Annotated in this window: 27 protein-coding genes; 13 read left to right on the forward strand and 14 right to left on the reverse strand. The window is 44.0% G+C overall.

Annotation, left to right across the window (positions count from 1 at the left end; genetic code table 11):
* Nucleotides 1-489 precede the first annotated feature (489 nt).
* The 4 genes from QUB25_RS23735 to QUB25_RS23750 form a co-directional block, all read right to left on the reverse strand.
* On the reverse strand, nucleotides 490-1,149 hold the full coding sequence (locus QUB25_RS23735) for an IS200/IS605 family accessory protein TnpB-related protein (RefSeq protein WP_333186754.1): 660 nt from the start codon (nucleotides 1,147-1,149) through the stop codon (nucleotides 490-492).
* A gap of 162 nt (nucleotides 1,150-1,311) precedes the next feature.
* Entirely contained in the window at nucleotides 1,312-1,950 is a 639-nt protein-coding gene (locus tag QUB25_RS23740) for a hypothetical protein (protein WP_333186756.1), read from the reverse strand.
* Between the two features lie 140 nt (nucleotides 1,951-2,090).
* Nucleotides 2,091-2,300 (reverse strand): hypothetical protein, encoded by a 210-nt coding sequence (locus QUB25_RS23745; protein WP_333186758.1) that lies wholly within the window; start codon nucleotides 2,298-2,300, stop codon nucleotides 2,091-2,093.
* A gap of 167 nt (nucleotides 2,301-2,467) precedes the next feature.
* On the reverse strand, nucleotides 2,468-3,121 hold the full coding sequence (locus tag QUB25_RS23750) for a hypothetical protein (RefSeq protein WP_333186761.1): 654 nt from the start codon (nucleotides 3,119-3,121) through the stop codon (nucleotides 2,468-2,470).
* A 129-nt stretch (nucleotides 3,122-3,250) separates the two neighbouring features.
* On the opposite strand from QUB25_RS23750, the gene QUB25_RS23755 reads away from it, so the two are divergent.
* Nucleotides 3,251-3,475, forward strand: a complete 225-nt coding sequence (locus QUB25_RS23755; RefSeq protein ID WP_333186764.1) for a hypothetical protein — start codon at nucleotides 3,251-3,253, stop codon at nucleotides 3,473-3,475.
* Between the two features lie 562 nt (nucleotides 3,476-4,037).
* On the opposite strand, the gene QUB25_RS23760 is transcribed toward QUB25_RS23755, so the two are convergent.
* The 4 genes from QUB25_RS23760 to iscB all read right to left on the reverse strand — a co-directional run bounded on the left by QUB25_RS23760 (nucleotide 4,038) and on the right by iscB (nucleotide 7,143).
* Nucleotides 4,038-4,547, reverse strand: a complete 510-nt coding sequence (locus QUB25_RS23760; protein WP_333186767.1) for a type IV pilin-like G/H family protein — start codon at nucleotides 4,545-4,547, stop codon at nucleotides 4,038-4,040.
* 413 nt (nucleotides 4,548-4,960) lie between these two features.
* Entirely contained in the window at nucleotides 4,961-5,305 is a 345-nt protein-coding gene (locus tag QUB25_RS23765) for a hypothetical protein (protein WP_333186771.1), read from the reverse strand.
* 84 nt (nucleotides 5,306-5,389) lie between these two features.
* The gene (locus QUB25_RS23770; RefSeq protein WP_333186774.1) at nucleotides 5,390-5,818 is read right to left on the reverse strand and encodes a hypothetical protein; all 429 of its coding nucleotides are present in this window, start codon (nucleotides 5,816-5,818) and stop codon (nucleotides 5,390-5,392) included.
* A 32-nt stretch (nucleotides 5,819-5,850) separates the two neighbouring features.
* A complete protein-coding gene (iscB, locus tag QUB25_RS23775) occupies nucleotides 5,851-7,143 on the reverse strand; it encodes an RNA-guided endonuclease IscB (protein WP_333186777.1) in 1,293 nt (430 codons plus the stop codon).
* A 490-nt stretch (nucleotides 7,144-7,633) separates the two neighbouring features.
* Here iscB and QUB25_RS23780 point away from each other — a divergent pair, with 490 nt between their 5' ends.
* From QUB25_RS23780 to QUB25_RS23805, 6 genes are all read left to right on the forward strand, one after another.
* Complete coding sequence (locus QUB25_RS23780) at nucleotides 7,634-7,843, forward strand: hypothetical protein (RefSeq protein WP_333186779.1); 210 nt, start codon at nucleotides 7,634-7,636, stop codon at nucleotides 7,841-7,843.
* Nucleotides 7,844-8,319: 476 nt separating this feature from the next.
* Nucleotides 8,320-9,984 (forward strand): hypothetical protein, encoded by a 1,665-nt coding sequence (locus tag QUB25_RS23785; protein WP_333186782.1) that lies wholly within the window; start codon nucleotides 8,320-8,322, stop codon nucleotides 9,982-9,984.
* Nucleotides 9,977-10,489, forward strand: a complete 513-nt coding sequence (locus tag QUB25_RS23790) for a hypothetical protein (protein ID WP_333186785.1) — start codon at nucleotides 9,977-9,979, stop codon at nucleotides 10,487-10,489. The genes QUB25_RS23785 and QUB25_RS23790 overlap by 8 nt, the downstream gene beginning before the upstream one ends.
* Nucleotides 10,490-10,538: 49 nt before the next feature.
* On the forward strand, nucleotides 10,539-11,333 hold the full coding sequence (locus tag QUB25_RS23795; RefSeq protein WP_333186788.1) for a mobilization protein MobD-like protein: 795 nt from the start codon (nucleotides 10,539-10,541) through the stop codon (nucleotides 11,331-11,333).
* A 108-nt stretch (nucleotides 11,334-11,441) separates the two neighbouring features.
* Nucleotides 11,442-12,563, forward strand: coding sequence for a DUF6753 family protein (locus tag QUB25_RS23800; RefSeq protein WP_333186791.1), 1,122 nt, complete (start codon nucleotides 11,442-11,444; stop codon nucleotides 12,561-12,563).
* Between the two features lie 58 nt (nucleotides 12,564-12,621).
* Entirely contained in the window at nucleotides 12,622-12,993 is a 372-nt protein-coding gene (locus QUB25_RS23805; RefSeq protein ID WP_333186793.1) for a hypothetical protein, read from the forward strand.
* Here QUB25_RS23805 and QUB25_RS23810 read toward each other — a convergent pair.
* Entirely contained in the window at nucleotides 12,963-14,345 is a 1,383-nt protein-coding gene (locus QUB25_RS23810; RefSeq protein ID WP_333186795.1) for a transposase, read from the reverse strand. The genes QUB25_RS23805 and QUB25_RS23810 overlap by 31 nt on opposite strands.
* A 208-nt stretch (nucleotides 14,346-14,553) precedes the next feature.
* Nucleotides 14,554-15,651 (reverse strand): hypothetical protein, encoded by a 1,098-nt coding sequence (locus QUB25_RS23815; RefSeq protein WP_333186798.1) that lies wholly within the window; start codon nucleotides 15,649-15,651, stop codon nucleotides 14,554-14,556.
* Nucleotides 15,652-15,822: 171 nt separating this feature from the next.
* On the opposite strand from QUB25_RS23815, the gene QUB25_RS23820 reads away from it, so the two are divergent.
* Genes QUB25_RS23820 through QUB25_RS23830 form a run of 3 tightly spaced genes read left to right on the forward strand, consistent with a single transcriptional unit; the run spans nucleotide 15,823 to nucleotide 16,891 of the window.
* Nucleotides 15,823-16,098 (forward strand): hypothetical protein, encoded by a 276-nt coding sequence (locus QUB25_RS23820; protein ID WP_333186801.1) that lies wholly within the window; start codon nucleotides 15,823-15,825, stop codon nucleotides 16,096-16,098.
* 39 nt (nucleotides 16,099-16,137) lie between these two features.
* Nucleotides 16,138-16,758 carry a Uma2 family endonuclease gene (locus tag QUB25_RS23825; protein ID WP_333186804.1) on the forward strand — a complete coding sequence of 207 codons (621 nt, stop codon included), beginning with the start codon at nucleotides 16,138-16,140 and terminating at the stop codon, nucleotides 16,756-16,758.
* Complete coding sequence (locus tag QUB25_RS23830) at nucleotides 16,745-16,891, forward strand: hypothetical protein (protein WP_333186806.1); 147 nt, start codon at nucleotides 16,745-16,747, stop codon at nucleotides 16,889-16,891. Before QUB25_RS23825 ends, QUB25_RS23830 begins: the two co-directional genes overlap by 14 nt.
* A gap of 80 nt (nucleotides 16,892-16,971) precedes the next feature.
* Here QUB25_RS23830 and QUB25_RS23835 read toward each other — a convergent pair whose 3' ends face one another.
* The 3 genes from QUB25_RS23835 to QUB25_RS23845 all read right to left on the reverse strand — a co-directional run bounded on the left by QUB25_RS23835 (nucleotide 16,972) and on the right by QUB25_RS23845 (nucleotide 19,291).
* Complete coding sequence (locus QUB25_RS23835) at nucleotides 16,972-17,517, reverse strand: hypothetical protein (RefSeq protein WP_333186808.1); 546 nt, start codon at nucleotides 17,515-17,517, stop codon at nucleotides 16,972-16,974.
* A gap of 405 nt (nucleotides 17,518-17,922) precedes the next feature.
* Complete coding sequence (locus QUB25_RS23840; protein ID WP_015179737.1) at nucleotides 17,923-18,282, reverse strand: hypothetical protein; 360 nt, start codon at nucleotides 18,280-18,282, stop codon at nucleotides 17,923-17,925.
* 283 nt (nucleotides 18,283-18,565) lie between these two features.
* Nucleotides 18,566-19,291, reverse strand: coding sequence for a hypothetical protein (locus QUB25_RS23845; protein WP_333186811.1), 726 nt, complete (start codon nucleotides 19,289-19,291; stop codon nucleotides 18,566-18,568).
* A gap of 163 nt (nucleotides 19,292-19,454) precedes the next feature.
* Between QUB25_RS23845 and QUB25_RS23850 the strand changes: the two genes are divergently transcribed.
* From QUB25_RS23850 to ltrA (QUB25_RS23860), 3 genes are all read left to right on the forward strand, one after another.
* Nucleotides 19,455-21,128 carry an AAA family ATPase gene (locus QUB25_RS23850; protein ID WP_333186813.1) on the forward strand — a complete coding sequence of 558 codons (1,674 nt, stop codon included), beginning with the start codon at nucleotides 19,455-19,457 and terminating at the stop codon, nucleotides 21,126-21,128.
* 927 nt (nucleotides 21,129-22,055) lie between these two features.
* Nucleotides 22,056-23,786 carry a group II intron reverse transcriptase/maturase gene (gene ltrA, locus QUB25_RS23855; protein ID WP_333186815.1) on the forward strand — a complete coding sequence of 577 codons (1,731 nt, stop codon included), beginning with the start codon at nucleotides 22,056-22,058 and terminating at the stop codon, nucleotides 23,784-23,786.
* 666 nt (nucleotides 23,787-24,452) lie between these two features.
* The gene (gene ltrA, locus QUB25_RS23860) at nucleotides 24,453-26,132 is read left to right on the forward strand and encodes a group II intron reverse transcriptase/maturase (protein WP_333186817.1); all 1,680 of its coding nucleotides are present in this window, start codon (nucleotides 24,453-24,455) and stop codon (nucleotides 26,130-26,132) included.
* Nucleotides 26,133-26,152: 20 nt separating this feature from the next.
* Here ltrA (QUB25_RS23860) and QUB25_RS23865 read toward each other — a convergent pair whose 3' ends face one another.
* Nucleotides 26,153-26,395: a hypothetical protein gene (locus QUB25_RS23865; protein WP_333186820.1), complete on the reverse strand. Its 243-nt coding sequence runs from the start codon at nucleotides 26,393-26,395 to the stop codon at nucleotides 26,153-26,155.
* Nucleotides 26,396-26,562 lie beyond the last annotated feature (167 nt).

A 26,562-nucleotide genomic window follows, 5' to 3' on the forward strand; every position in this document is an offset into this window, starting at 1 on the left:
ACCAGTCTCAACAACTGGGCTAACCGTCCTATAAGCTTTTCAGCCTACTTTAGGTTAAACGAATCGCACCGTTAACTGTTGTATTGGATCGGGTTGGGGCGTATCACCGTTAGGCCCGTTGCCGTTGGTCATAGTCATGCCTCACTCGTGTCTGATAGAAGAAACTGGCGATCGCTTTTGATACAGATAAAACTATCGCCAGCGTCGCCCAAGAAGTTGTTACTAAGTTATTACCAAGTTTGATGCCAATTAGTTAGTTGGATTCAATGGGATTCGCTTAGTAACAATGCTCATAAATTCACCCTCACTTGGAGCAGGCATAAGGAAACTCCACTCGCTGATATGAGCGAACTGTAGCCTGTAAAGCCAGCGAATCGTGTATGTTACCCCGTAACTCGATCCAAAAACCATTACCCTTACCGCTTATAAAAACCTAGGTAAACCTGGGTAAGCTCTGCGGTATAAGCTTTAAACATTCTTTCTTAGCGCTTATGCTTCCCCGATGTCGAGGTTGACCAAGAAACTCCAGTTAGAAACGCTATAATAATCACAACGACGTGATATTGTAGCGGAACGTTTGATATTTTTATTTAGTTGGTTCCACTCGCTCCAAACGTGCTTTTCTGAATTCACTTCAGAATAGGCGGTTAAGGAGCGAGGTATTTTTTCACTTAATTTCATAGCCCTGCGAGCAATTAGCAGTGCAGCCGATTCGTCACTAGCTAAGCCATACATTCTTAAATATTTCACCAAGCCGATAATACTTGAATAAGCCGGGTTAACTGCAATCAATTCAATTCCGCGATTCGATAGAATAGAATTGAGCTGTTTATAAAACTCACTGTAAGCCCAACCCGACAACATCCGAGCATACTTTCTACCTTTCTCTCCCAGCGATTGCTTTTTTGTTGAGAAATCAAGTTCTTCACAAACCACAGGACATTCAAATTCTGTGGCTTTTACAGCTAGTTGCAGACAGGCATCAACAATTTGAGCCTGTTGCTTACCACAGGGTAAACCCATCTGCAATGGGAGTTGTCCTTTGGCTTTGAGATTCCCTTCAGAATCGACATACACCCATCCAATAGAACCGGGATTCATGTCGATACCAATGCAACCGTATATTCTCTCTCTAGAAACCTGCTTCACGGGATTGGGGGTAAACTGCACAGCAGCAACCCACTTTCCATTCTTACGGTAGAAATGCCAGGTTTTAGCACCGCATTCTGGCAGTCTGTTTATGTTATGGCTAAAATCACCAATCTCAGAGGACAGGGTTTTTCCAAATCGCGACTCTAAGCATTTTGGGACTCAAAAAGTTATTTTATCCCCATCCCACTGGCAGACTTGATTGCCAAAAGACTCATCTTTAGAGCCGACGACAAAAATATCACATGGAGGGATGAAGACTTTGACTGGCAAAAGTCTTAAATGTTCTACTCTGTTAATTAACAAAGTCAGTTTACGCTTTTTATTGTGAATTTGAAAACGCAAATTCTGCCAGTTTGTGGATTGATATTGAAGCGAGCAGGCTAGGGGAAAATTGCAACCTGTTTTTGATTTGTGCCATTTTTTATTAGCATAGAATTTACGAGCTAATACCAACTTGCGTTCGGCTTTTTTGAGCCCCGCACCAATAGATTTGATTTTTCCTTCAAGAGCTTTCATGTGTAAAATCCTGTGTTCTTTCGCACCGTCTACACGACCCTTAGCAGAACTGATTACACCATTTGCGTGGCGCTTATTGATGCCGTAGGTTTGCTGTAAATGCGTGTTCCACTCGGATTTCTTGAATTCTGTATTAAAAAGTAAGTGGTTGACTGTTTCAATACTTGCAGCCCTAAAGATTGGGGCGTAAGCTTCCAAGAACATCTCGAAATCTGTAAATCCGAGTTCGTTGAGTTCGTGTACTGGTGTGGGTAAGCCTTTGCAATAAGTTAGGGTAGCCATTGATTCGACCTCTCAATGTGTTTATATTTTTGTATGTTAGCAGAGCTTTAAAGCTCTGCTAACTCGCCAATACTCATCAATCTATCATTTGGCTTACCGAGAATTTAACTACTAAATCCTAGGTAAATCCAGGTAAAATGTCAACAGTCATCAACCCGTTCATAGCCATCAGATTGAGCTGGCAAACTGTCCACACCAGGAATGACCGACGGTAAAGTATCGCCTGAACTCGGCACAAAATCCAGATTGGGGGAATAAACCAATTGCGGCGTGAAACTTGGTTGCGAATCAACCAATTGCTGCGTGAAACTCGGTGTCGTTGGCAACCCAATGCCAAAGTTTGCAATCATAAAAAAGCCTCTTACTCGTTCTAGGGGATTAGTCGCGTGGGGGATGTTCCAGATATTCTTTCTTGGCGTGATTAGTTGTAGGTTGCATCATTGCCCTATAAAAAAACTCAGCCCATTAACCGGACTCAAAGAGAAATTTGGGACGGCATCTTCTATCAACCCAAGAATTAATCGTGCCTCCCGTCGCCCGGTGTGGGTGCTGTCGGTGCGTTGGATTCGCTAGCTATTCGCCAGCACAGTGCGCTTGCTAGTTGGTTTTGTTCGACACGATCAAGAACTCGCACTGTCGGAAACCAAGCCTGCAAGTGGGATAAGTCGCTGTTGACGCTACCCGAATACGCTTGGAACGGGTCGCTCTCCAAACAAACGAAGGTTCGCAAAGCGTAGAGCTCATCTAAGTTGAGTCCATCCAAGCGATTAATCAAGGATTCGAGGGAATATTTTCGGGGCGTTGTGTGTCCCGTAATCGCTTGTTCCCCCAGTTCCCACCAACTCATCACGTCGGCTCGTTCGGTGGAACACAAAATCTCCGACTTCCGAACGCAGAGGTAAACTGGGTGGCCGTCTTCCTGTATCAAATTATCTCGGTCATCGAGCAAGCGACCGGTGACGGTTTCAGAGCGAACGTCGGTCACTTCCATGCGTCCCATTGTGGTGGTGACGCGGGGATTGGGTATTTCTACAAAGCTTGGTCGGGCGGGTTGCGGTGGCTGCCCGTAATCTGCGAACATAGAGGAAATCTCCATTGTGAGTGCCACACCCCGCCCCAGAAGATTGCGAGTCAGAGGGGGCGGGGTTTGGTTTTGGATGAATTTCCACATTGTACCCCTTCTGAGTCCCTGTGTATACCCTCAGAGTCGAATATTGGGCATGAGGGAGAATCCTTAAGGACTTAGGAACCCCTAAATCCTTGTAGGATAAGCAGTATATGAATTGTGGAAATATTGAAAATGCCCGACAGTGATGCTCCTAAAATGGTACGCATAGATTTTTCCGTGCCTGCTCCGCTTTTAGAGCAAATGCAAGAATTAGCTAAGGATGAGGGTTGGAAACCTGCGGAATTGCACCGGATGCTTTGGGTACTCGGGTTTGCAGCGTATACCGAACAGAGCAACAAACGCTTGGTAAACGATCGACTTAGGGCAAAGAAGGCTAAGGATCAACTCGACACCTGAGCTGTTGAGGCAGTCAAAACGCCTCGAACGAGGTGACACCAAGAATTAAAGGTATTCGTTACTGTTAAAAAGCTCCCCAGCATCGAGAAAATTACTGATTAACGAGCTAAAATTTAGAGCTAAATTTGACAAACCTAGAGATGGCAATGGTGTGAGGCATATTTTTTAAGCAGCACGAGTTTAAGTTCGAGGGGAAACATCTAAGCCTCGCAAATAATGTCTAGACACCTTATGCTGTGTTGTGTATTCTAGAGGGGTTCCCACTTGTTGGGTACACTAATTTAATGAAAGCTCTCCTAGCTAAAAAAAGGGGAATTCCCCTTATTGGCGTCCTTACTTGTTAGGGACACTAATTGGTTAGAAACTTTCGCCGCCTAAAAGGGAATTCCCTATGGGCATCTCTACTTGTTAGAGAAAAAATAAAGGGAAAAGCTCGGATAGCCTATGTGGCAGTCTGGGCTTTTCGGTTTTTACTCGATGGCGGAAAGTTAGGCGCTTGATGAGATGAGCTAGGTAGGGAGTATTTTAAGGCAGGTAAAGCTTTTTGTAGTGAGTGCCTCAGCTATCTTGAGTATGTACCTGTAGCACAAGCAATATTACCATTTTGATAGGTCGGTTCTGGCGGTTTAATTGTGCCGACAGAATCATTTTTGCACACTATAGATTTGGTCGTTATCTTACTTTTCGATGTATTGGGTTTAACTTTTGTAGCAGGAATTACAAACACAGCGCCGACAAAGCTTCTATAGTTTCTTTGCTTTGAGATTGCATAATTAAAGGTTGCCTGTTTTGTGACTAAAAAGGAATATGTGTAATTTTTTGGATCAGCATTAATGTCAACTTTTAGAGGCTTAAGTGAAGTGCTAAAAACACTTTCTTTGGCAAAATGGGCTTCCTGGCGTTGGTTGTAGTTTCTAACATACTCTTGGGCCATTCCTTCCCTTACGTACCTAACTCTACTCATAAATGTCGTTACAATTCCCCAACCAAAATATCCAATCACCATCCAAACACATAAATTTCCCACATTTTTAATTAAAAAAGTAGCTAATTTAGAATTTTGTTGCCTCATTGTTTTGTATCCTGTGTTTCTGCTGTAAGGACTTTAGTTTGGTTGCACAAGTTCAGTAATGCGATCGGCTATTGGGGGATGAAGCAGAGAGCGCCTCTTACATTGCACTTTTAGCTCTTATCGGGCGGGGGAAGTGGCGGTAGGGTTTTGTAGGGCTTGATTCTGGGTTGTGGTAATCCGACTCATCATTAAGAAATTGTGCCATGATTCTACCAAACCCATAAGGCAAAAAACGCTCACGGACAAGAAAAACTTGATATCCCAAACATTACAACTCGTCAACCGCACTACTGACCCGAATATACTGGCGCACTAGGGAAAAATTAGCGATCGTTGATCGTTTGTTTACCTGGACTCACCGCATCTCCGTGAATAGCTGATGCGACCCCGTTGCTAAATCGGTTTTGGAAATATTAGCCATTCAGGAAAGCTTGGACATCAAATAAACTGAGTTGCCCCACACTTGTACTTAGGGCTTTGCATCTTCGGTTCGGCTTTGATAACCCATTACGCCAACCCGGATAGGATGTGGCTGGCCATCCCGTGCTGATGAAAGAGGGAATCTTGGCAACTTCTTGGAGCCATGTTTTGTAGGGAGTGTATTGTCTAAAACCGAAGGAAAAGCGCTCCTTTGATATCCATTTCTTAGCGCTTTTCCCTTCTATTGGTTCTCCCATGAGCAAGCATTGAGCTTCGTACTCTAACAGAGCGTTGGCAATGCTACGAATTGCTTTATCCCTCCAAGTAAATTCTTTCATGGGCTAACTCCGCGTTTGCTACATTATGGGTGTTTTGTACCCATGCCGGGGCTGTAATATCGAGACTTCTCCGGCATAGATAATTTAGTTGCTCTCTAATTTCTGGTGGTATTTCCTAGTTTCCGAGATTCTACGCTTGAGGGTGTCTAATGCCATCACCGCTGTCCAATTACCCCAATTAGCTAATTGGATATATTGCTGTATCAATTCTTCGGTGATTTGTTGGTCTAGCCACTGCACCAATTCTGCGGTTGCTTGGCGCGCTTGGGGATTGGTGTTGCCGAACATCTCGAACATTCCCAAACGCTGCATTTGCTCTAAGGTCATACTTTCCACCGCTTTCACGGCTTCTTCCAACTCTTGGGCGGTCAACTGGGACGGCTCATGGGGATGCTGCTGTAACAGGAAATAATCGATTTCTTTGTACGCGCCGACATACATTTTATGGCGAACAGTGTCGCATAAAATTGCGTGTTCGGGCAATTCATAAAATTCTCCAAAACGGAAACCCATCGCCTTGAGGCATGGGAGGAGTTTTTGCGAATTTAGTCGCAGTGAGTCTTCGAGAAAGAATAGCTATAGCCATCCTTTCGGTGAACAATTTGGCAGTATTTGTAACCAATTCCCTGAACCAATTCAGATGCAGAAATATTAAACGAGCCACTTGTTCTAACAGCAACACGACCCACATAAGTGCCGATTTTTTTTCCACTGGTTACAACCGCCTTCACAATGTCGCCAGTTTGAAAACCTTTGACAAACTTGTTGCGAGGAGTGTACCGGGATGGAAAGCCAAATTTATCAGTTCGGCACATTTGGCGCGTACCGTGTCCAGTTGCTTTAATTAACAAAGGTTGATTTGTCAAAACCTCCAAAGACTCAATATGCCCAACACAAGCCGCATCAATCCAGTGAGATTTAGCTAATCCCAGTCGAGTGCGATTAAACTTGGTTAATCCACCAGAGCCAGTCGATACAGGTAAACCCATCTCTTTGAGCCGATTCAGTAAAGCCCAACGGGTTGAATTAACTACTGCCGCATCCCTAAGAGGACGTTTCGCTTGGGCAAGTATCCGCTTGAGAACATCTGGCTTTTTAACCAGGAACCTCTCAATATCTTGAGTACCTTTCTTGATATTGCACTTCTCACAAGCAAGGCAAAGATTAGAGATGCGGTTAGTACCACCTTTAGCTTTGGGATGGATATGCTCAACTTGCAACGGCACGTTTTCGATACCACAATAAGCACATTTTCTATCCCATTTGTCAAGCAAATACTGCCGCACTTCATAACCAAGCAAAGTGCCTTGTTGATACTCAACACCAGAGATTTCTGGGTTTTCTAATTGTTGCAAATCAAACCGTACCAACTCTTGAACAATTGAACCAACTGGTGCAAATCTAATTAGTTTTGCCACCCAAGTCATTATTGTTTCAACTCGATGCTGCAAAGATGGCGCTAGCCATCCCTTCGGTTTAGTCCGGTTTAGAAACCTTGCTGGACGATAACGAGTATGTCTGTTTCTACGATCGCGCCGTAGAGAGCGACGAGATTCAAGACTAGCTTTAATTGCTTGACCCCGATGGGCTAATTCTGCGCCAAACAGCACCCTAGAGCCTTGCAATAAAGCGATTCCGCTTGTTTTGGAGCCTGGGTCTAACTTAAGAGTTAGTTGCTCTGGTGTGACCTCATTCTTTGAAACCTTGAGCATAAGGGTAAATGGGTATCTGCGGAAAACCGCAGCTTTACCAGAGGTTAACAACCGTCTTGCTACCGATGGGTGGCAAGGAGTTAAAGGTTGTTTGTTAATGTCGATAACGAATACGAAATTTGACATTTCTGCCACTCCATTTCTGGGTAAATTTAGCTTCGCCAATGTTTAGTGAGCTTTTTAGACTTGCAGCACTGCGTCAGTGACCTTAACGCTTTTTAACTGCAAATGACAGAGCGGAAAACTAGCTTCGCATTCTCCGGTGTCTTGACTCACAAAACGTAGTCTGAGGACTAAGGCTGGTCAGTACGGCTTGCAATTTCTTACAAGCCCATCCCCTTCAGGGGTGGGTTACTGACCACAGATTAGGTCTATCGCGGGTTCTGGAAATTGATTCCGGACATATTCTATGAACGCAGGTTCACCTGCAATGCCCACTCGGTTTTGCAAATCTGCCAGTTTCAACTTTTCTTCTACTTCCAGCCGGTGGATTCCTGTTGAATTAATCAAAGCGTAGAGCATAGCTTACTCCCTATTTTTTTACACCCTAGCGGTAGCCCTTTAATTTAAATTATTGGTATATTTAAAATTACTCTTGATATTAAGTTGATTTAGTATGACACCAACTCAACTAGACCAGAGAACAATACCGAGACACAAAGTCGCTCTCAAGCGCAATGAATTGAGCTTACCTATGGCTGCTAATATTGATGGGGGGATACTCCAACACCACCATACGCACTTGGATTATGGATGTGGTCGTGGGGATGATGTCCGCTTCGTCCAAGCAATGGGTTTTCGCTCCCGGGGTTACGACCCTTACTAATTTCCCCGAATCAAAAAAGCGGCTGATATTGTCACCCTGATTTATGTCCTCAGCACTATTGAAACTCTCATGGTTCGGTGTGAAGCGCTCATCTCTGCTTACCACCTAACCCGCCCAACTCTCGTGGTTAGTGCTATCACGCCCGCGATCGACCAATCATGCGGGTATTGCTTACAGCGATGGCGTAATTACCAAGTGGGGTACGTTCGAGAAGTGCTACTCCCACACGGAACTCAAACAATTGAAGATACTTTGGGCGTACCTGCTCGGTATGTCACTCACAATACCTACACTGTTTCTCACAACTCTAAAGCTCTTTCCCTGATAATCCACCCAAGATTTTTTCCTTGAAAGGCAGTCTGTCCCCGCCATTTGGAGGGGGCTATTTTAATTATCCAAAACCACCGGATTTGGTGAGGTCAGACTTAAACTGAAGCCAATACTATTATTTTATAACGTAATAAAAGCCAGCATTTATGAAGAAAAAACCATCAATACCAGATGCAATTCTGGCTATAGATTTTGGCGGCTTATCTACTAGAGTTTTCTGCCAAAGCTCGCAAGCAGGCAGTAAAGCGAACTCCTTTGTAATGGAATCGCAGGTGGGGCCAGTGAGCCAAGACATAGCCAATTGTTTCACACAACCCAACCTCGCATCAGCATGTCCCGAAAATATTGCTTGGGTGGCAATTGGTAATGAATGCCGAGCCGTTGGCTACTTGGCCGCATCGCAATTCAATGCTCACATCGGTTTAGCGGGACTGAAGTACAGTAGCGCTTTGTACAAAGCTCTAGCAACTTTGTGGGTAGTGTCGCGGAAGTTAGATTTAGGCAGTCAATTTAGCGCTGCGATCTCCGTTTTCTTGCCCCCAGGCGAATTTAATGACTCCAAGCAATTTTTTGAGCTCTTAAGTCAATACTCTGCTTCATTTGAAACACCCACCGGCAAGCTCTCCGTCACCCTGGACAAAACCCAAGCTTTGCAAGAAGGGGGCGGCATTGCTTTGATCCACAACAGTAATTTAGGTTCAGCCTTCAAGCAGCGGGTAACTGCCTTTGTTATGGTAGGATTTCGCAATGCTTCGGTAATAGTTTCGGCACGCGGTGCTGTCGGTAAGGGCAAAACTTCAGACTTAGGAATGGTAAGGTTGGTGGATCTAGTTCAAGAGCGAACCTCTAACTACGATGCTTCCCGTTTGGCTTTATCAATTGCTCAAGCGGGCGTAAGCTACAACCGCCCTTACTTTTACCGAATTGCTCGGAATCGAGAGGAAACAGCTAAAGATCGAGAAGTTGACCAATTGATTGAAGCAGTCAAGCTGTCTCGCTTTGACTACGCTCGCATGCTATCTCATTGGATTAATGAAGTGCTGCCGCCCGATTTAGATGAAATTGTATTTTGCGGGGGTACTTCTGAATATATGAAGCCAGAACTGCGAAATCAGTTTTCTCATTATTCGCTGTCTTGGCACGCAGGTATAACAGTGCCAAAAACACTTGACCCTGATGGTTTAGGTTGCCGCATAGCTGATGTTTACGGACTATTTTCTTACTTCAAATCTCAGTTTGAGGTACTGAGGCAAAGCTCTGTTGCGGCAACTTCTCAGAGGGCAGAAAATACAACTTCCCGTTCAGGAGATGCTCCAGTCCCCACGACTGATATACAGAGTGTAAAAGAATGTGCTGAACAATCTACCAAGCCAAAATCTGAACAATCTATCAAGCCAAAATCTGAACAACCTACTCACCCAAAATCCGAGCCACCTACTCTATTAAAACTTGAGCAGTTTACTCACGCTAAATCCGAGCAATCTACTGAACCAAAAATTGAGGAATCTACTGAACAAAAGACTGAAGATATTACTGAACCAAAAATTGAAGAACCCGCTGAATCAAAATTTGAGGAACCCACTGAACAAAACACTGAAGATATTACTGAACAAAACACTGAAAATTGCGCTCAACAACAGGCTAATTCAAGTATCAAAGAGAGCTGCTTAGATGATTCTAATAAATTGAGTGATGAGTCGTCGTCCAATACAGAACCTTCATTAGAGGAATCAGAAGCAAACTTAGATGCAGCTCTCTTATTGGGAGGACCCTACCGAGGTGCTGGAAAGAAGGTGAGGAATTATGCCTAGAAAACGTTACAAGGAATTTTGCTGGCGCTGTCAAGTTTTGCCGGATTCCGAAGACGCTATCTTGCTGTCTTACCTGCAAAATCATCCTTTTTTTAGTTTCCAGGAAACGATTTTACCTCTAATCAAAGCGCGGTGGCTGTTAGCATCATTACGCAATAGCGGTAGTCATTCTAGTACAGAGTTAGAGTATTTGAGGCGAGAAAGCATTAATTTTTTGCTCAGGCAGATAGATGAAGTTTGCCGAGATGCGGGATTTAACTGTACCGAGTTAGGAGCAATTGCCCCTGGTATTTCTTCGGGTTTAATTCCTTTAGCTACTTTCCCTCAATTATCGAATTCAGGTGCATCTATTGCTGCAGAATTAACGGCCCCTGAGAGTTCAAAGTCAGCAAGTTTGCCCGAAGAAAAAGAACCAGACGAATTTTCGGGAGAAGTTGAGTTTGAAAACAGCGCGTTTAACTTAGCTGGTTTCGATCCGGCAATGGTCGGGCCTAGCTTTAGTTAAAAATTATTAAGTCTTGAAGAGAAATCGACATCCAGCAAGGAGAAATGAAATGACTAACATGATTCACTTGGTTGACGGCGAGAAAGGTGGCGTTGGCAAGTCGATGCTAACTCGGATTCTGGTTGAATTCAATCAGAAGTATGAACTGCTGTACACGTTAATTGATGGCGATTTTCAAAATCCTGACGTGCAGCAGCGCTATCCTGAACACAATGCAAAAATCCTAGCTTTAGTTGAGGATGAAGAGAAGTTTTTCGATATCGATATTATTTTTGAAACAGCAGTAGAAACTCCTGTGATTGTCAATTTACCAGCTCGGGTTTACGGCATTATCAACAAATGGATTGACGAAGCTAATTTAACTTCTCCCGATTTTAAAGAGCAGTCAGGAGTTGACGTATGCAAGTGGTTTATTTGCGGTGGCACGACGGACAGCATTGAAATGTTTATTGACTCTTTCAACTACTTTGAAGGTCAGCTCAATCACATTTTTGTCCGCAATTTTGGAGTTTGCAAAGATTGGTCGCACGTACAAAGCCATAAGGAAATGAACAAGCTCATTAATAATTACCGAATTCCTGTCGTAGATTTGCCGGCTCTGAGTGCAAGAGAGCGCAAGTTTATTGATACGAAGCGGTTGTCATTTTCTCAAGCAATGAAACACTCTGAATTCTTCTTGATTAGTCAACAGCGATTGCATACTTTTCTGGAAGACTGTTTCCGTCTGATAGAAGATGTAGGTTTGTTTAACAACGCACCCAATCGCAATAAGAAAGAAGTCATCGCTCCCTATGAACGAAAAAAAGATGAGGAAATGCCACCCGAGAATAAACCACAAATTTAGGAACCGGTTGTCAACTTTATTGGACGGACAAAATGTGTGAGTTCAGACTAGAGACTGCGCGAGTCTGGACAGCATAAAGATTGGGATTTTGATTAAGTAGGAGGCTGAATGTCGGATCGACTTTTAGAAGAACTTTCCGAAGTTGACTGTGAAGAGTTTGGCGAGATATTGGAAACGCCAAGGGAAGAGGGCAGACTTAATAATACCAAAAATAATTCCCTACAATCCGCTGAAAAATTGCAAAGTTTGCCCGATTCTCCAGATACAGTCCCAGAATATGCAGTAGAAGAAAAGTTGAAATCCGATGGGAGTAAGCTAAATGAAGAGGAGTTTTGGCAACTCATAGAAGATGATTCGAGGGAAAGAGAAGCTCTGAACCGAGATCCTCTATCTAGCCCTCCCATCTACGAGAGAGATACTGAGTCACTAATCAGCCAGGTACTCAAGGGCAAAGACTCCAAATTTCGCTCTCACGTCATTCAGACAGCTTACCGATACGGTCTCAATAAAAATGACCCACTTTTTATCGTATTGCTGGCGACAGGTCAACTCGAACTGCTGTTAGAAAAAAAACCGCAAGAGATTGACCAGTTTTTCAAGAATTGGCAATCTCAATGGCAAGGTGATTTGAAAGATTCTCAAGCTGTTATTTCTCAAGAACTGGAACAAGTTCGCCAGCTTACTGAAAATTGGGAAAAAGAAAGCAGGGAGTTTTTAGAACGGCAGGGAAAAGCGGCTGTTAAGGTGCAACATCGCCATATTTCTAACTCAGTTTACACCCTAGTGCGACAAGCAGCTTTAGAGAAAGTTGCTCACGATATTTGGTCGGTGATTTTTGGGAGCGGGGTAGTGTTAGGAGCAATGGCGATCGGCGCGTTTATCGGGTTAGCGGTGCCCCGGTTCATTCCACCGCCAGAACTCGACCCAAAAGGGCCGCGTCAGCTCACTTTAGAACAAGCCGTAGCGCTCGAATGGGGGCTGAGCAAAGAGGGTCAGTTTGCTCGCCTGAACGCGGATACAATTCAGTGGGCAACAAGCAATGAAGGGAAATATGCTCGCCAATTTATGAACTGGAATCAAGCTTTGTTGAGCGAGAAAGGGGGCAAAAAATTGTGTGAAACTGAGATAAATCGATTGGGGGTGACGCTGACAGTAGAGGGTAAACCTGCACAAAAAGGTTTTTGTACTTTGTGGATTCGCTCCCCTCAAGAACGAAAGTTTGTTCCTTGATGACAAATACTAAAATCGAGAATGGGATGTAAATAAGTTAGCTTAACAGGAGAAATTTATGATTGCCAATTTGAACAATCAGCCGTTACCGGACAAAAATCAGAAGCAAGTGCAGTCGCCAATCTCGGGTGTTTTAGTTGCACTAGACGACCCATTCGATAAGATGGTTTGGGATTACTGTTTGAGTCAAACATACCCAATATCGGAACAGATTAAGATTGTGCTGAGTGCTTTCTGGGGGCCGTTTGCTGCTAAAAATGCTAGCAAGTCTCCAGAGCGAGTGCGAGCAATAGCTTGTTATTCACTGCAACAATTAGCAGCTCAACAAAAATTGATTGACTCAGTGTTTGAACTGTCAAGTGAATCAAGTGACATACTCCCACATCAAGCTGAGTACAGCTATGACGTGGGCATCTTTGCAGCCCGATGAAGGGTGTGCAAAATTTCCTTCGCGGTACTATCATCTATAGTTCCTACTATAGAAAGATTCCCGCTACGGCGTTTTCTCCTTGGGAAAATGCCCAACCCAAGTCTCTTTAAATTAATCGCGGCGTTAACATCGCGATCGACCATTAAAGAATGTTGCTCATCCCAATAGCTTCGCATACCGCAATCGGTGAAAACAATTTCATTCCGATAGCACAGAACCATTGAGGTATAAGCAGGTTTTTGCGGAACGACGACTGATCCAGCTTTTTCGGCTATGTATTCCAGCGTCTTAAAAAACTGACCGAACGCAGCATCCAGCCAAGACTTATTTAGTCCTGATTTAGCTGATTGACCGTTTGGGAGGTAAGTACCCTCATTATCTTGCTTAACTTTATTCCGTTTCGTTAAGCCTTTTAAGTTTAAGTCCTCATGAAAAAAGAATTTAGCTCCAGACCTGACAAGTCTGTGAGCTGTTTTGTAGTGGAAATCTTGGCGACAACGCGCTATTTTTTGGTGCTGTCTCGCTTCTTTTTTGGCTAATTTCCGTCGGGCTTTAGAACCGCGCTTCCGTTTGTTCCGCTTCCTTGATATCTGGTCTAACTTAGCTTGGTTTTTGCGAAGCGGTTTCAACGAAGGTAGCTTTTCCCCTGACGATGTTGCTAAATAGACATCTTCATGTAGCACCGCATCCAACCCAATTGAGTTATCCCAGTTTGGGGTAACTTTATCAGGAATAAACTGGGGTACTGAAGCGTCTTCAAGCATTATCTGGATGAACCAACCGTCAGCCTTTCTAGTTACACTAATTTGCTTAATAGTGAATCCATCGGGGATTGGGCGGTGCATCCGAACTTTTATGACACCCAACTTCGGCAATCGGATATAAAACCAATTCTTGCGAACCAGCTTAATCCAGTCGTTATTAGCCGTAGAAAAAGTCATCGTCCGGTAATCCGCTTCAGTCTTGAATCGGGGCTTACCCGATCGCCCGCCTTTACTGTCCCCTACGATAAACTGCTCAAAGGCTTTATCTACTCGCTTAGAAACATCTTGCAGAATAGTTGAATCTACCTGCTTGAAGTCCAATAGCTCGCCACTGTGGAAGACTTTTACTAGGTCTTTTTTGATGACTGGTAATTGTTGTTTTTGGGAATAGTAGTTAGGCTTTTCACGAGGCGTAGAGATGCTAGCAACTAATGGGCAAGCATTTATAGCAGTTCGGTTACTCTCCCACCAATCAAATCGATCGCCTAGCTGCCTGTTGTACCAATAGCGACAAATTCTCAACCAATGATTTAGACTTAACTTTTGAATGGTGTTGGGATAGAACTGATACTGATATGTTACTTTCATTGCGCTACGACCTTTACGCATTTGCTGAGAATAAAAATACCAGAAAAAACTATATTGTGTCAAGCAGTAATTTAATAATTATGTCAAGTAACGATGTTGGCAAATAAAGATTTGTTCATCTCGTCATCCACACCTTCATTGCTCGCCCGCTATGCTGGCGAGGACATGAAAATGTGGAATCCTCGATTCACGCGCCTCTCATCCCACACTAATCGAAGCGATATAGTGTGGGGATTCCCGTCTGACTAGCTAAATACTGCAATTCGGTGGGAGTAAGAGCCGTTGTTCTTTCTAACAAGTTGAGGATTTCTATCTCAAAAGGATCTAGATTTCCTAATTGGTGAAGTCGGTCAGTGCGATCGCAAATTTCTTGAAGTCCGGGTTGATTTTCGAGCGGTACAGCAGTAAGAGCCGAGTGTTTGAAGGTGTACAAGTACATAGTAACGGTGGGGATGTGTCGCATCCACACAGTGGCGGTTTTCTCCCCGACTGACTGAATGCGGCCTAACCTGCCGTTAACGTCTTCGCGATCTGGCGCGTACACTTCCACTAAGGCACCAATTGTGAGCGTCAGGTGATGAGCGATGGTAGGTTCACCTTCAAGCTTTACTTTTTGGTCGCGCCCCTGTAAACTTTTGGCAACCTTAACTGGACGGCTGCGAGCATCCGAAGCCAAAGCGATGACCTGCTTCTTGGTCATCCCCGCAGAGCGATTCAGTATTTTCCACTTCATATCCTCTCCTCCAATAGAACTCAGGGTGTCTACTGCTTTAGCAAACTGAGCGTCTCTGCGAATTGTTTTTGGGGATGCCTTGAACTGTGCCCCCAACTTTGTCTCTGTTTTCAAGTGGTCAAAATGACCACTTGATTTTCTGTCTCCACCGCGGGACTGTTTGGTGAGTTCGTACCAAGTGCCGCGCAAATAGCTGACTGACTCAGACGTGAGATTGCGGCGGCCCAGTTGATTGAGGAGCATCCAAACTTTGACGGTGTTAGGGCTGTCGAAAGACATCTCTACAGTTTGGTAGGGGATGCCGTGCGCCGTACAAATAGCATAGCGGTTGTGACCGTCGATGAGAATTTTTTCCTCAGCCCAAACCACCAAAGGGTCCCGACACCCTTTCTCTTGAATGCTGGCTTCTAAGGTAGCAAACTCGCTCGCACTCAAAGGAGGGATGAGCGTTTGGAAATCTGGGTCAATCCGCAGGGAGTCTGCAACAGTGTGGTGGTGCTTTCGGGTTGAGCCTCGCAAAACTACTAAAGGTTGACGCTGCTCGCTGCCCGGTGTCTCCTGAGTTGGGTGCATTTCCTAGTGCCTCCTGAGATAAGTCAACCCCTGACTTGCCAGCCCCAAAGCCAGACACCAGATTGAAGAAGTTGACTCGTATAGGTTGATTCCATATTACCTATAGTACCACGGAAAACGGCTGGTAATGTGGGATAATAAAGAAAAAAGTCGAAAGGATAATGTTGCAAAATGCCCCCAAGCAAAGGAACGCAGCTCCACCCCAACTCTCTAGCTAATTTAAAGTTAGGCGGAGGCGAACCTCGATATGAGGAGCCAAAAAAGCAAAGGAACATTCAGGTAACATCTGCGGGGTGGGAAGGTTTTCGCGCTATTGCTAGAGAGCGCGGATTGAGTTTGAGCGAGTTGATCGAACAGATTGGCAGGCGCAAGATTACTTTGACTGACGTCGAGGAACAAAGTCGCAAACAACCCACAGCCAATCTTTCAGGTATGGGGAGGCTTTGAATAAAGACGTACATTGCCGTCGGATGAGGAACAAACACAATGGTTCAATCACCTCCAAAACTTATAACTGTTGATGAATTTATTACTAACTACGGCGACAGCGATTGCTACGAACTGATTGATGGTGAATTAACCGAAATGGAACCAACAGGGTCCCACGAACAAGTCTCCGGGTTTTTGGGACGAAAACTAAATGTAGAAATTGACCACCTGGATCTACCCTATCTTATCCCCCCTCGCTGTCTCATCAAATTATTAGGAACAGCAACAGCCTTTCGCCCCGATGTGCTGGTATTAGATGAAACTCGACTGATTAATGAACCTTTGTGGCAACAAGAACCTGTAATTACATCGGGTTCCTCAATTAAACTGATTGCTGAAGTCGTTAGCAGCAACTGGCAAAACGATTACGCTCGCAAAGTTGAAGATTACGCCCTGCTTGGAGTGCCTGAGTATTGGATTGTTGACTATTTGGGCATTGGTGGCAGAGAATATATTGGCAAACCAAAACAGCCAACAGTTACAATTTGTACGCTGCAAGATGACGAGTATCAAAAACAGTTGTTTCAAAATGACGATCGGCTTATTTCATCAATCTTTCCCGACTTGCAATTAACCGCACAAAAAATCTTCGCTGCCGGCAGATATGCTGCTATGTAGCTTATATCCAGGTAACGTCGGTAGGATGGAGGAAATTCGTGCGATCACAATTGAACGGGGATTGAGTCTCAACGAGTTGAGCGAACAGATTGGCAAGGGTCTGATTCCCCTTGGCGCTGAAGAAAGTAACTAATAGCTTGGTCAGGAAAAGGAGGGTGCATTCAAAAAAACTTTCTATCAAATCGTTACCATAAGTTGTTTTGAAATAAAAGACTAATTGGCTTGTTGATTCCCCGAGCGTGCAACTCTCAAAATTTGCTCAATTAGGGAGACAACTTGCTGCGGTCGATGCTCAAAGTGCTTCTTAATTTGAAATTTTAACGAATCTGCTGGCACATCTTTTTTGTTGAGTTTAATGCGAATATGCTCACTTCGTGGGAGAGTGGAATTGAGCGCTCGAATAACGGTGCGGCATTGTCGAAGAGTCAGGCTATCGACTTGAATGAAGGGTAGATTTAATGTGTCGGTATCGAGTTGAATATTAGAAGCAAATTCGGCTTTAACTTGTAGCGAAGAGGTGAGGCGCTGTTCTTCTGTGGGTTCTGGAGTTGCTGCCGATTCGGTAACAGCAGGAAAGGAAGCAATTTCATTGAGAAGAGGCACAAAATCTGGGGCAAGTTCTGCTGAGAGTTTTTCAGAAGGATTCATCCGCTTCGATGCTAACAGCCTAGCGATATAGTGAACAATTAAGCCACCGTAACCAAAAATTACCACAGTTTCAATTGTGAGGGTAAGAAAATGCTGAATACGTTCGTACATGATTATAATTTGCAAGTGGAACATCTCTCAAACGCGCTCGCGTTTAATATCAAAGCCTTTTAACAAAAACAGCCATTTAATTTATTGCAAAACGGTTTTACGCTGACTTATTGAGCAACCTACATTCTCGGATAAAACCAATTAACCATAACTTACGCTTTGTAACTGTGTTGCAAAGGTTTGAGATTATTCGCATTACTTGCGGAAGCTTTCCTACGCTCGATGGTAAACTCCGTCAAGGGTTCAGAATGACATAATTAAGTTATTACTCCAAGCGCTATTAACTAAATCCTTCTGAGAATGCGATCATAAATGTCGCAAATCGAACTAATGCGGTGGGTGGGCGGGCAAATAAAATCCTGCTTGGAGCAGGATTTTCCCCCCTTTATCGGGGGTCGTCATTGATTACTTGACAAAATCATCAATCTCTTCATTATCGTCAGTTGCCTTTTTCTTATGAGAAGCTTTGACTGCCGATTCGATATAACGGAAGTGCAAGTCAATCACTGCTTGCTCAGATGAAAGCCAGTAAACGTTGCTCAAGATTTCTTCAAGCATCTCGTCAGCCGAGTAGCCTTCATATTGCTTGTTAAACCAAGTATTGAACGCTTCCCAGTCAAGAGCTTTACCTTTCTGCAACTGTCGTTGTTTGGCACGTCCCGTTAACTCGCGGGCAACGTGCAAAAACATCTCGAAGCGCTGTTCTTCAAGAGTTTCTGCAAATTGCTTTTGCATCGGAGTTGGAGCGGATTTGCGATTAGCCATGATTAACCCTCAAGCGTGTTTTTTCTTCACAACTAAAGCGACGACAGTTCGCTAATTACAATTAATTCAAAAAAATTAGTGGTGGGTGGGTGGGTAAAATCCAATTCACAACCAAGGTCAAAATTTCCTTGATTGTGAATTGGTTGGGTCTGCTTCCCAGAGCGTCCTGATTCGGACGGTGGCGACAATCATTACCCAGCATCGCGATTCGTGGAAAAGGCCTCGATAGAGGCAAAAAAATGCTCTGCTTTTTCAGCAGAGCTTTCTAATCAAACTTTAGCGATTATTCGTCGTCTTCCTCAAATTCTTCGTCTTCGTCTAAACTAAAATCATCCTCCTCATCGTCATCCTCCTCATCCTCATCGCCTTCGGAGTCTTCGTCATCCTCATCAATTTTATCGAGTATGTCATCAATTTCATCATCTTCATCATCGAGTTCGTCGTCCTCATCTAGTTCTTCAGTATCTTCTTCAGAGGATTTAGCTAACTCGTTGCGACGCTTTAAGCTTTGAGCATTGAACTCCATTAAATCGGCAATGGCAGCTTGCGGGTTGTCAGCAATTGTATCGTAAAGTTGGCTCATCGCTAAGGCAACAACTTCGACATCATACTTGAGTTCATCGGGTCGGCCAACTAGCTTGGGAAACACAGTATTGTTCCACTCTTGCCAGTCGAACTTTTTACCATTGCCATTACCGTTGCGCTTGTTCAACTGAGCTTGAATATCCAATCCCAGTTTTTCGCGAATTGCGTGGCCAACCTTTGTCGAAATACGGCTATCGCGACGCTGAATTGTCACACCGTACTTCTTATGAATTGTATTGCGAATCTGTTTGACTAGCTCGCCAGCAAGTTGCTCCGGGCTGAGGTTAGGTTGAGGTTTTGATTTTGCTCCATTGTTACTGCCGACTGTTTGACTGTTCTGCTTTTCAGGCGGTTTAGATTTAGCAGGCACTGGTGAGTGAGAACGAATAGGAGTGGCTGCGGTTTGTTTTTTAGTTGTGACCATGATTGACAATTTAACTTGCTTAACATCAATTTATGAGTGCCGTTAGGCACAATTACCCCCTCCAGTTGAGGGGGCGTATTTCGCTCATTAGCAGGAAGTTAAATCTTAATTATGTTAGTTAAATTATTATGTTAAACATCCTGTATTTAGTTGTATATGAATCATGAAAAGTTTCAATACTTGGTCTAATTTAAGAGTCATTCAAACTCCCATACTTGCCCTTGAATATTACAGTGCCGATCGCCAAAAAATCTTGTCATCATTTCATCAGTACGCCAGTGAGTGTTGTTTACCTGTTTATTATTGGAATCCCGGCTATGCAACTCTTCAACAGGTGCGGTGTTTGGATAAACATCTCCCGAAATTAGGTGGTCATTCAGACTTGACAAGCGTTTCAGATATTTCGGAAACGTATAACAGTGAATGCGTCCTATGTAAAACTGAGCTATCTGTCGAGAGTGATGTCCTGCAATTTCTGCTGGAAAATGACTGCCCCGGTATCTTTTTGTTAGAGGACATTTTGGAGTCAGACAGTACCGAACAGCCTCTTGTCCGACGTTATTCTCAATTGGCTAACGCATTCTTTGAGCTGAAAGGGCGTTGGACCGACCAATATTGGGTACTGCTGGGCGAGTACATCCAACTGCCATCAAAGCTAAGTCCATTAATTCCTCTACTCAAATGTCCGTTACCCGATCGTTTTGAAGTCGAAGTTCTTGTAGATAATTTTTGCGCTCGCAATTGTTCCCTTGATTTTGGCTCGGATGCGGTAGCTGCTAAAAAGCGGCTGGCTGTTTCTAGTCTAGGGCTGCCAACTACTGAAATTGAATTGGTGTTAGATCGATCGCTCTCTATGACCGCTTCAGTTGTCCAAATCGCACAGTTGGTATTGGAGCATAAAATATCGCAACTTCGAGACCAGGGGTTGGATTTCATTGCTTCTCCAGACGTGCCTCATGCTGGCGGTTTAGATTTATTAGACGCTTATTTGAGCGAAGTCGTAAAGCTGTCAGAAGCTGATGCCAAGAAATATCACCTCAGACCTCCCAAAGGAATGCTGCTGTGGGGGCCGCCGGGGACTGGCAAAAGTTTGAGTGCAAAGCTAGCTGCTAAGAAGCTAGGTTATGCGCTTTTAGCAGCAAGTTGGGGCAATATTATAGGTTCCTCTAATCCAGATCGCGCTCTCAATAAAATGCTGGATACAGCCGATAATTTGGGTGGCTGCGTGCTATTTTTCGACGATTTTGACAAGGGTTTTTCTGGCTGGGAATCAAATGCTGACGGCGGTGTAGCTAGGCGGCTGTCGCAGAAATTGCTCACATGGATGCAGGAGCATGAAAGCCCCGTGTTAATGTTAGCTACTGTTAACCGCTTAGAAATGCTGCCGACTGAACTTATCCGCAGATTTGACGACGGCGGAATCTGGTTTGTGGATTTGCCGCACGGCGGCGCTCGCTATGAGATTTTCAATTTGCACTTAGCTAAGTATTTCCCAGAGCAGTTTGGGGAAGGAAAAGAGAATCTTTGGAGCGACAGGCAGTGGTATTCGCTACTATCTGATTATGCCGGAGCAACGAGTGCTGAAATTGCGATCGCAGTTAAACGCTGTGCTGAGCGAGCTTATTGTGAAGGGCGACCTGGTAAAATTGAATTGGCCGATCTGCGTTATCAGAGAACTCAGTTTGTGCTATCGTCTGAGCGTTCTTCTGAAGATATCCAGGGGATTCGCAACAAAGCGTCCTTTGCTCGGCCTGCTTCTGGGAGGGATGGGTCTAAATTTGCGGCGGGAGAGCAAGAATTATTCGAGTATCAGCCACCTGCTTACGACAAAACTTGAGTGCATGATAAACAACAATAGCATGGGTTTGTTGGTGAGCCAAAAAGTTTTGACTGGTGATAGAATTAGCGCAAAAGTTTTATGGCACTTTCTATAGCAGGACTTACGCCCAGCCTCTGAATAAGCCTGAAATAGCGGGCAATCCCCCCGTTTGTGGTGGTGGCGTTGCGTCCAGGACGGTCTGGGAAATAATAACCCGTGCATTTGTTATTAACCAGATGCAGGGATTATTGTATAAGTAATCTAAGACTTAACTTGGACGCGGTAGCCGCAATTTTCAAGGCATAGTTTTACTCCCTGCCAAGTTAAACCTGTTTCTGGTTCAAGCGGTACAGTTAAAGCATTGGTGTGCGATTCGTTTAACCTAAATGGATTAAAAATCCAGGGACGGTTAGCCTAACCCCTTGGTTAGTGTAACTGATTATACATCTAGGTGCAGGATTCACAAGTCCCTAGTCCTAGTCCGCAGGTGCAGCGGTAAAAGCATATCCCCTATTTTGTTAAGTAGCAACTAACAAAGTAAAGCGGGGATAAAAGGCAGACTACTGATAGCCGAAACTGGTAACTGCCGAGCAAGAGTTTATGTGTAGCGAAAGCAAAGATGTGTCTGAACCATCGTCATTTTAAGATGGTCTAACGGCTGAATAAGACCAAGCCAAAAGGCAAGGATAGGGCATAGGCGTTTACCTATATGACCTACAAGCACTGCCCAGAAACCCGGTGGAGAGCATCACACTAAAAGCTCAAACAATGTGTAGTCGGAACGAAGTAACTCTCATGTATTTCTGGAAACAGGTCGATTACCCAGTAAGTAGCTAACGAATAGTATGTGAGAGAAGGATTGTGTCAAAAGCCAACGCTCTGTTGTAATGACAGAGATATGCAGACAGACGCATGATAACTTCAAAGATAGGAATTTGAGTAGCAATGAATAAGTCTAAAACGCGGGACAACCCGACGGTGGAATGGAACCAAATCAATTGGCGAAAAGTCGAAAGATTGACGTTCAAGTTGCAAAAACGTATCTATCGAGCAAGTGAGCGTGGCGATGTCAAAGCAGTTCGTAAGCTTCAGAAGACCTTGATTAATTCTTGGTCTAATAAGGTTTTAGCAGTACGACGGGTAACACAAGATAATACTGGCAAACGTACAGCAGGAGTGGATGGTATTAAATTACTAACCCCGAAGCAACGAATTAAGCTAGTAAGTCAGCTCAAACCAACTGGCAAATCACAACCGACACGTCGAGTAATGATTCCAAAACCAGGAACTAATGAGTCAAGACCATTAGGCATACCTACTATGTACGACCGCGCCTTACAAGCAGTTGTAAAAGCAGCGCTTGAGCCAGAATGGGAAGCTAAATTCGAGCCTAACTCATTTGGTTTTAGACCCGGTAGGTCGTGTCACGATGCAATAGGAGCTATCTTTGACAGTATCAGATATAAAGCTAAATACGTGCTGGACGCTGATATTGCCAAATGCTTTGACCGCATTAATCACAAAGCATTACTTGACAAAATCAATACCTATCCGCGACTGAGAAAACAAATTAAGTCGTGGCTTAAAAGCGGGGTATTAGACCAAGGTGAAATTTTTCCGACCACGGAAGGTACGCCACAAGGAGGGGTTATTTCCCCGCTATTGGCTAACATAGCCCTTCACGGAATGGAAGAACGGGTTAAACAATATGCGGAAACGCTAAAAAAAGGATACTTGGGGATCAATAAAAAAGATAAACGAGCATCACTAAGCTTAATCCGATACGCCGATGACTTTGTGATTATGCACAAAGACATTGAAGTAGTAACAACCTGTCATCAGATAATTGCGGAATGGTTAGGTGACATTGGCTTAGAATTAAAGCCAAGCAAAACAAAATTAACCCACACCCTCAATGAATACAATGGAAATGTTGGGTTTGAGTTTTTAGGGTTCCACATACAACAACATAAGGTAGGCAACTACCGAAGTGCCAGAAGTACACATGGAATACCACTAGGGTTTAAGACGTTAATCACCCCTTCAAATGCAAAAATAAAAGCTCACCTCTCCAGAATAGCTGAAGTAATAGACACTCATAATACCGCCCCACAAGCTGCTTTAATTAGACGGCTAAATCCCATAATTAGAGGCTGGTCAAACTATTACTCTACAGTAGTAAGTAAGGAAAGGTTTTTAAAAGTAGATAGCCTTATTTACGACAAATTAAGAGCATGGGCAAAACGACGGGGAAAAGGTAACATCAACAAAGACAAATACTGGCGTACAGTAGGCGACAGAAATTGGTGTTTCAGCACAGAAGAAGGTATAAAGTTAGCCCAACACTCAGCAACGCCTATTATAAGGCACGTAAAGGTCAAGGGCAATTCAACACCCTACAACGGTGACTGGATTTATTGGAGCTCTAGACGTGGAGAATACCCTGAAACACCAACAAGAGTGGCAACACTTCTTAAAAAACAAAAAGGTAAATGTACCCACTGCGGTCTGTACTTTACACCTACAGACACTGTAGAAGTTGATCATATCCAACCCCGCTCCTTAAGTGGTAAGGATGAATATATAAACCTCCAACTTCTACACAAACACTGTCACGGCACAAAAACTAAAAATGATTGCTCCTTCCAAAAGAGCTATGATGATAAGCCGTTTTGAATTGTACCCATAAAAAGGGTGAAGATATCAAGGAGCCGGATGAAGCGAAGCGCGACGTGCAAAGTCGCATTTGATGAGTAGAGAGCCGTCTCTCTCTGAGGTACTTCTCCTCAGTCCTCGTGTAAAAGACTCAATCCGAGTCCGGTCACAACGAAAGTAAGTAATAAAATCGTTGGAGTGCAGACCACAAAAGCATCTAAGCTGATAGCCTAAATCGGTAGTGTATGCAAGAGGAAGAAAAGGAAGGGTTAACGATAAGTAAACGACTAATCTAGCTCCGTGATATCCGAAAAGGTGAAATCAGGCTGGAACACCTTAACCAAAAGGTAAATAGCTGATTATTAGAAGTTTCGCTGTCTAATAAAGAAGTTCAAAAAGCTATCGGAGTATGAGTCGAACCCTAACCTTTTTCGCAGGTCATCAAAAGCGAAACACGGTAAGCCCAATAGACTCTCTCTTAAAGTCGAAACAAGGGAGTAAGCCAAGAGTAATCACAGCCGAATTGTCTAGGGGGTAAAGGAAGTCAGAGAAAGCGAACGCCCTGTGTAATGCAGAGGATAAGGGTTGAGGAATATCCCAACATCACACCACCTGAAAATGGTAGCCCACTTCTGACAGGTCTTAAACGATAAACAGAATTCAAAGAAACTAAACGGAGATTGAAAGATGGAAACCACTATGGTTATCGGAGACTCTGGACAACTTAACGACTGGTCACAGATTGACTGGAAATCAGTCGTCAAGAATGTTAAGCATCTGAGGAAACGGATTTATCGTGCCACACAGAACGGTCAGTGGAATCAGGTCAGAAGCCTTACAAAACTGATGTTAAGAAGCTTCGACAATCTAATTTTGTCAGTGCGTAAAGTTACCCAACTGAATCAAGGAAAACGAACAGCAGGTGTGGACAAGGAGGTAGCATTAACACCTGAACAACGGGTAAAACTCATCCGAGAAATGGGGCAGCACACACTATGGAAGGTTAAACCCACCAAAAGAGTATATATACCAAAAGCCAATGGGAAGCAAAGACCATTAGGCATCCCCACCATCAAGGATAGAGTAGCACAAGCCATAGTTAAGAACGCTCTAGAACCAATCTGGGAAGCTCTTTTCGAGGCAAACAGTTATGGATTCAGAGTCGGAAGAAGTTGCCACGATGCCATTGAGCAGTGTTTTCTACGCCTACAAGGTAATAGAGACACATGGGTTCTGGATGCCGACCTATCAGGATTCTTCGACAATATCACTCATGAAACCATCCTACATTCCATAGGGAATTTCCCCGCCCGCAGCCTAATCAAACAATGGTTAAAAGCAGGATACATAGACAAGGGAAAACTTCATGAAACACAAAGCGAAACGCCACAAGGAGGCATTATCAGCCCCCTACTGGCAAATATCGGCTTACACGGTCTGGAAAACTTCTTGAGCCAATTCAAGAAGGTCAAAGGCTCATACAAATCCGATAAATATGGTTTCGTCCGATACGCAGACGACTTCATCGTCACCGCTACCTGTCAAGAAGACATAGAGAAAATCCGACCTGAAATCGAACAATGGCTATCCAACAAAGGGTTACAACTAAATAGGGAGAAAACCCGAATCGTGCACATCAGCGAAGGATTTAATTTTCTGGGGTTCAATCTCAGACAATACAAGGGCAAACTACTGATCAAACCGCAAAAAGAGAAAGTCCTAAAATTCCTTAAGGAAATCAGGGAATGGCTCAAAAGAAATAAAACGGTAGAACAGAAAATTGTCATTGAACAATTAAACCCCAAACTTCGAGGCTTTGGAAACTACTATCGCCACGCCGTCAGCAAAGAAGTGTTTAGCTACATCAGTTCTGAGGTATGGATAGCACTTTGGCGATGGGCAAAACGGCGACACCCAAACAAGAGCAAACGGTGGATTGCCAACCGATACTTTAAAATTAGAGGCAAAGGGTGGGAGTTTACCTGCAATGTCAAGGACAGAAAAGGTAACAACAAGGAAATTAGCCTATTTAACATAGCTAAAATACCCATCGAACGCCACATAAAGGTAAAAGGAACAGCATCCCCAGACGACCCCAACCTAACAAAATACTGGGCTAAAAGAGCCGCAAAATCTGGGAAAACCATCTGGGAAAAAGGGTCGAAGTATTACCAAATTGCCCAAAATCAAGGAGGGAAATGCCCTATCTGTGGCGAATATCTTAGCAATGGTGAAGCTATCGAAACACATCACATAGTACCAATGACAAAAGGAGGCTCGGATGACATCGACAATCTCCAGCACCTACACAAAATCTGTCATAAAGTTGTACACAGTGGTAAACGTACTGTGAAGGCAAAGGCTTGAGCCGGATGATGCGACAAGTGTCAAGTCCGGTTCTTAGGGGAGGGAGATACGGCGACGTAGGCTCTCTTACCCGCCAGTTTCATGTCCGGTTCTGAAAGAGAGGTAGGGGTAGAAATGCCCCTATCGACTCTACCTGTGTAGCCGCGCTCTCCCTCCTGCCTGATAACGCTATATTCAGCTTGGTGCAGCATGGCAATAGCGCATTTTGATAACTTACCAACGATATTTGCGGCTTGGTTACTAACAGTGAGAATTACATTCATTATGTTTTGAAATCAACTGTTCACTTGCACCTCAACAATCGTTGTTTAGGGGTGGGAGGTTGGGCGCGGAATTATGCGGTGACTGTTAGGGGAATGGGGAGTGGTCAGGAAGTGGAATTTTCACAGCAATGCCTGCGGTGCGGTTTCTCCCCTCCCCACTCCCAATC

It is taken from the genome of Microcoleus sp. B3-D7, from assembly GCF_036705305.1.
Classification (GTDB): Bacteria; Cyanobacteriota; Cyanobacteriia; order Cyanobacteriales; family Microcoleaceae; genus Microcoleus.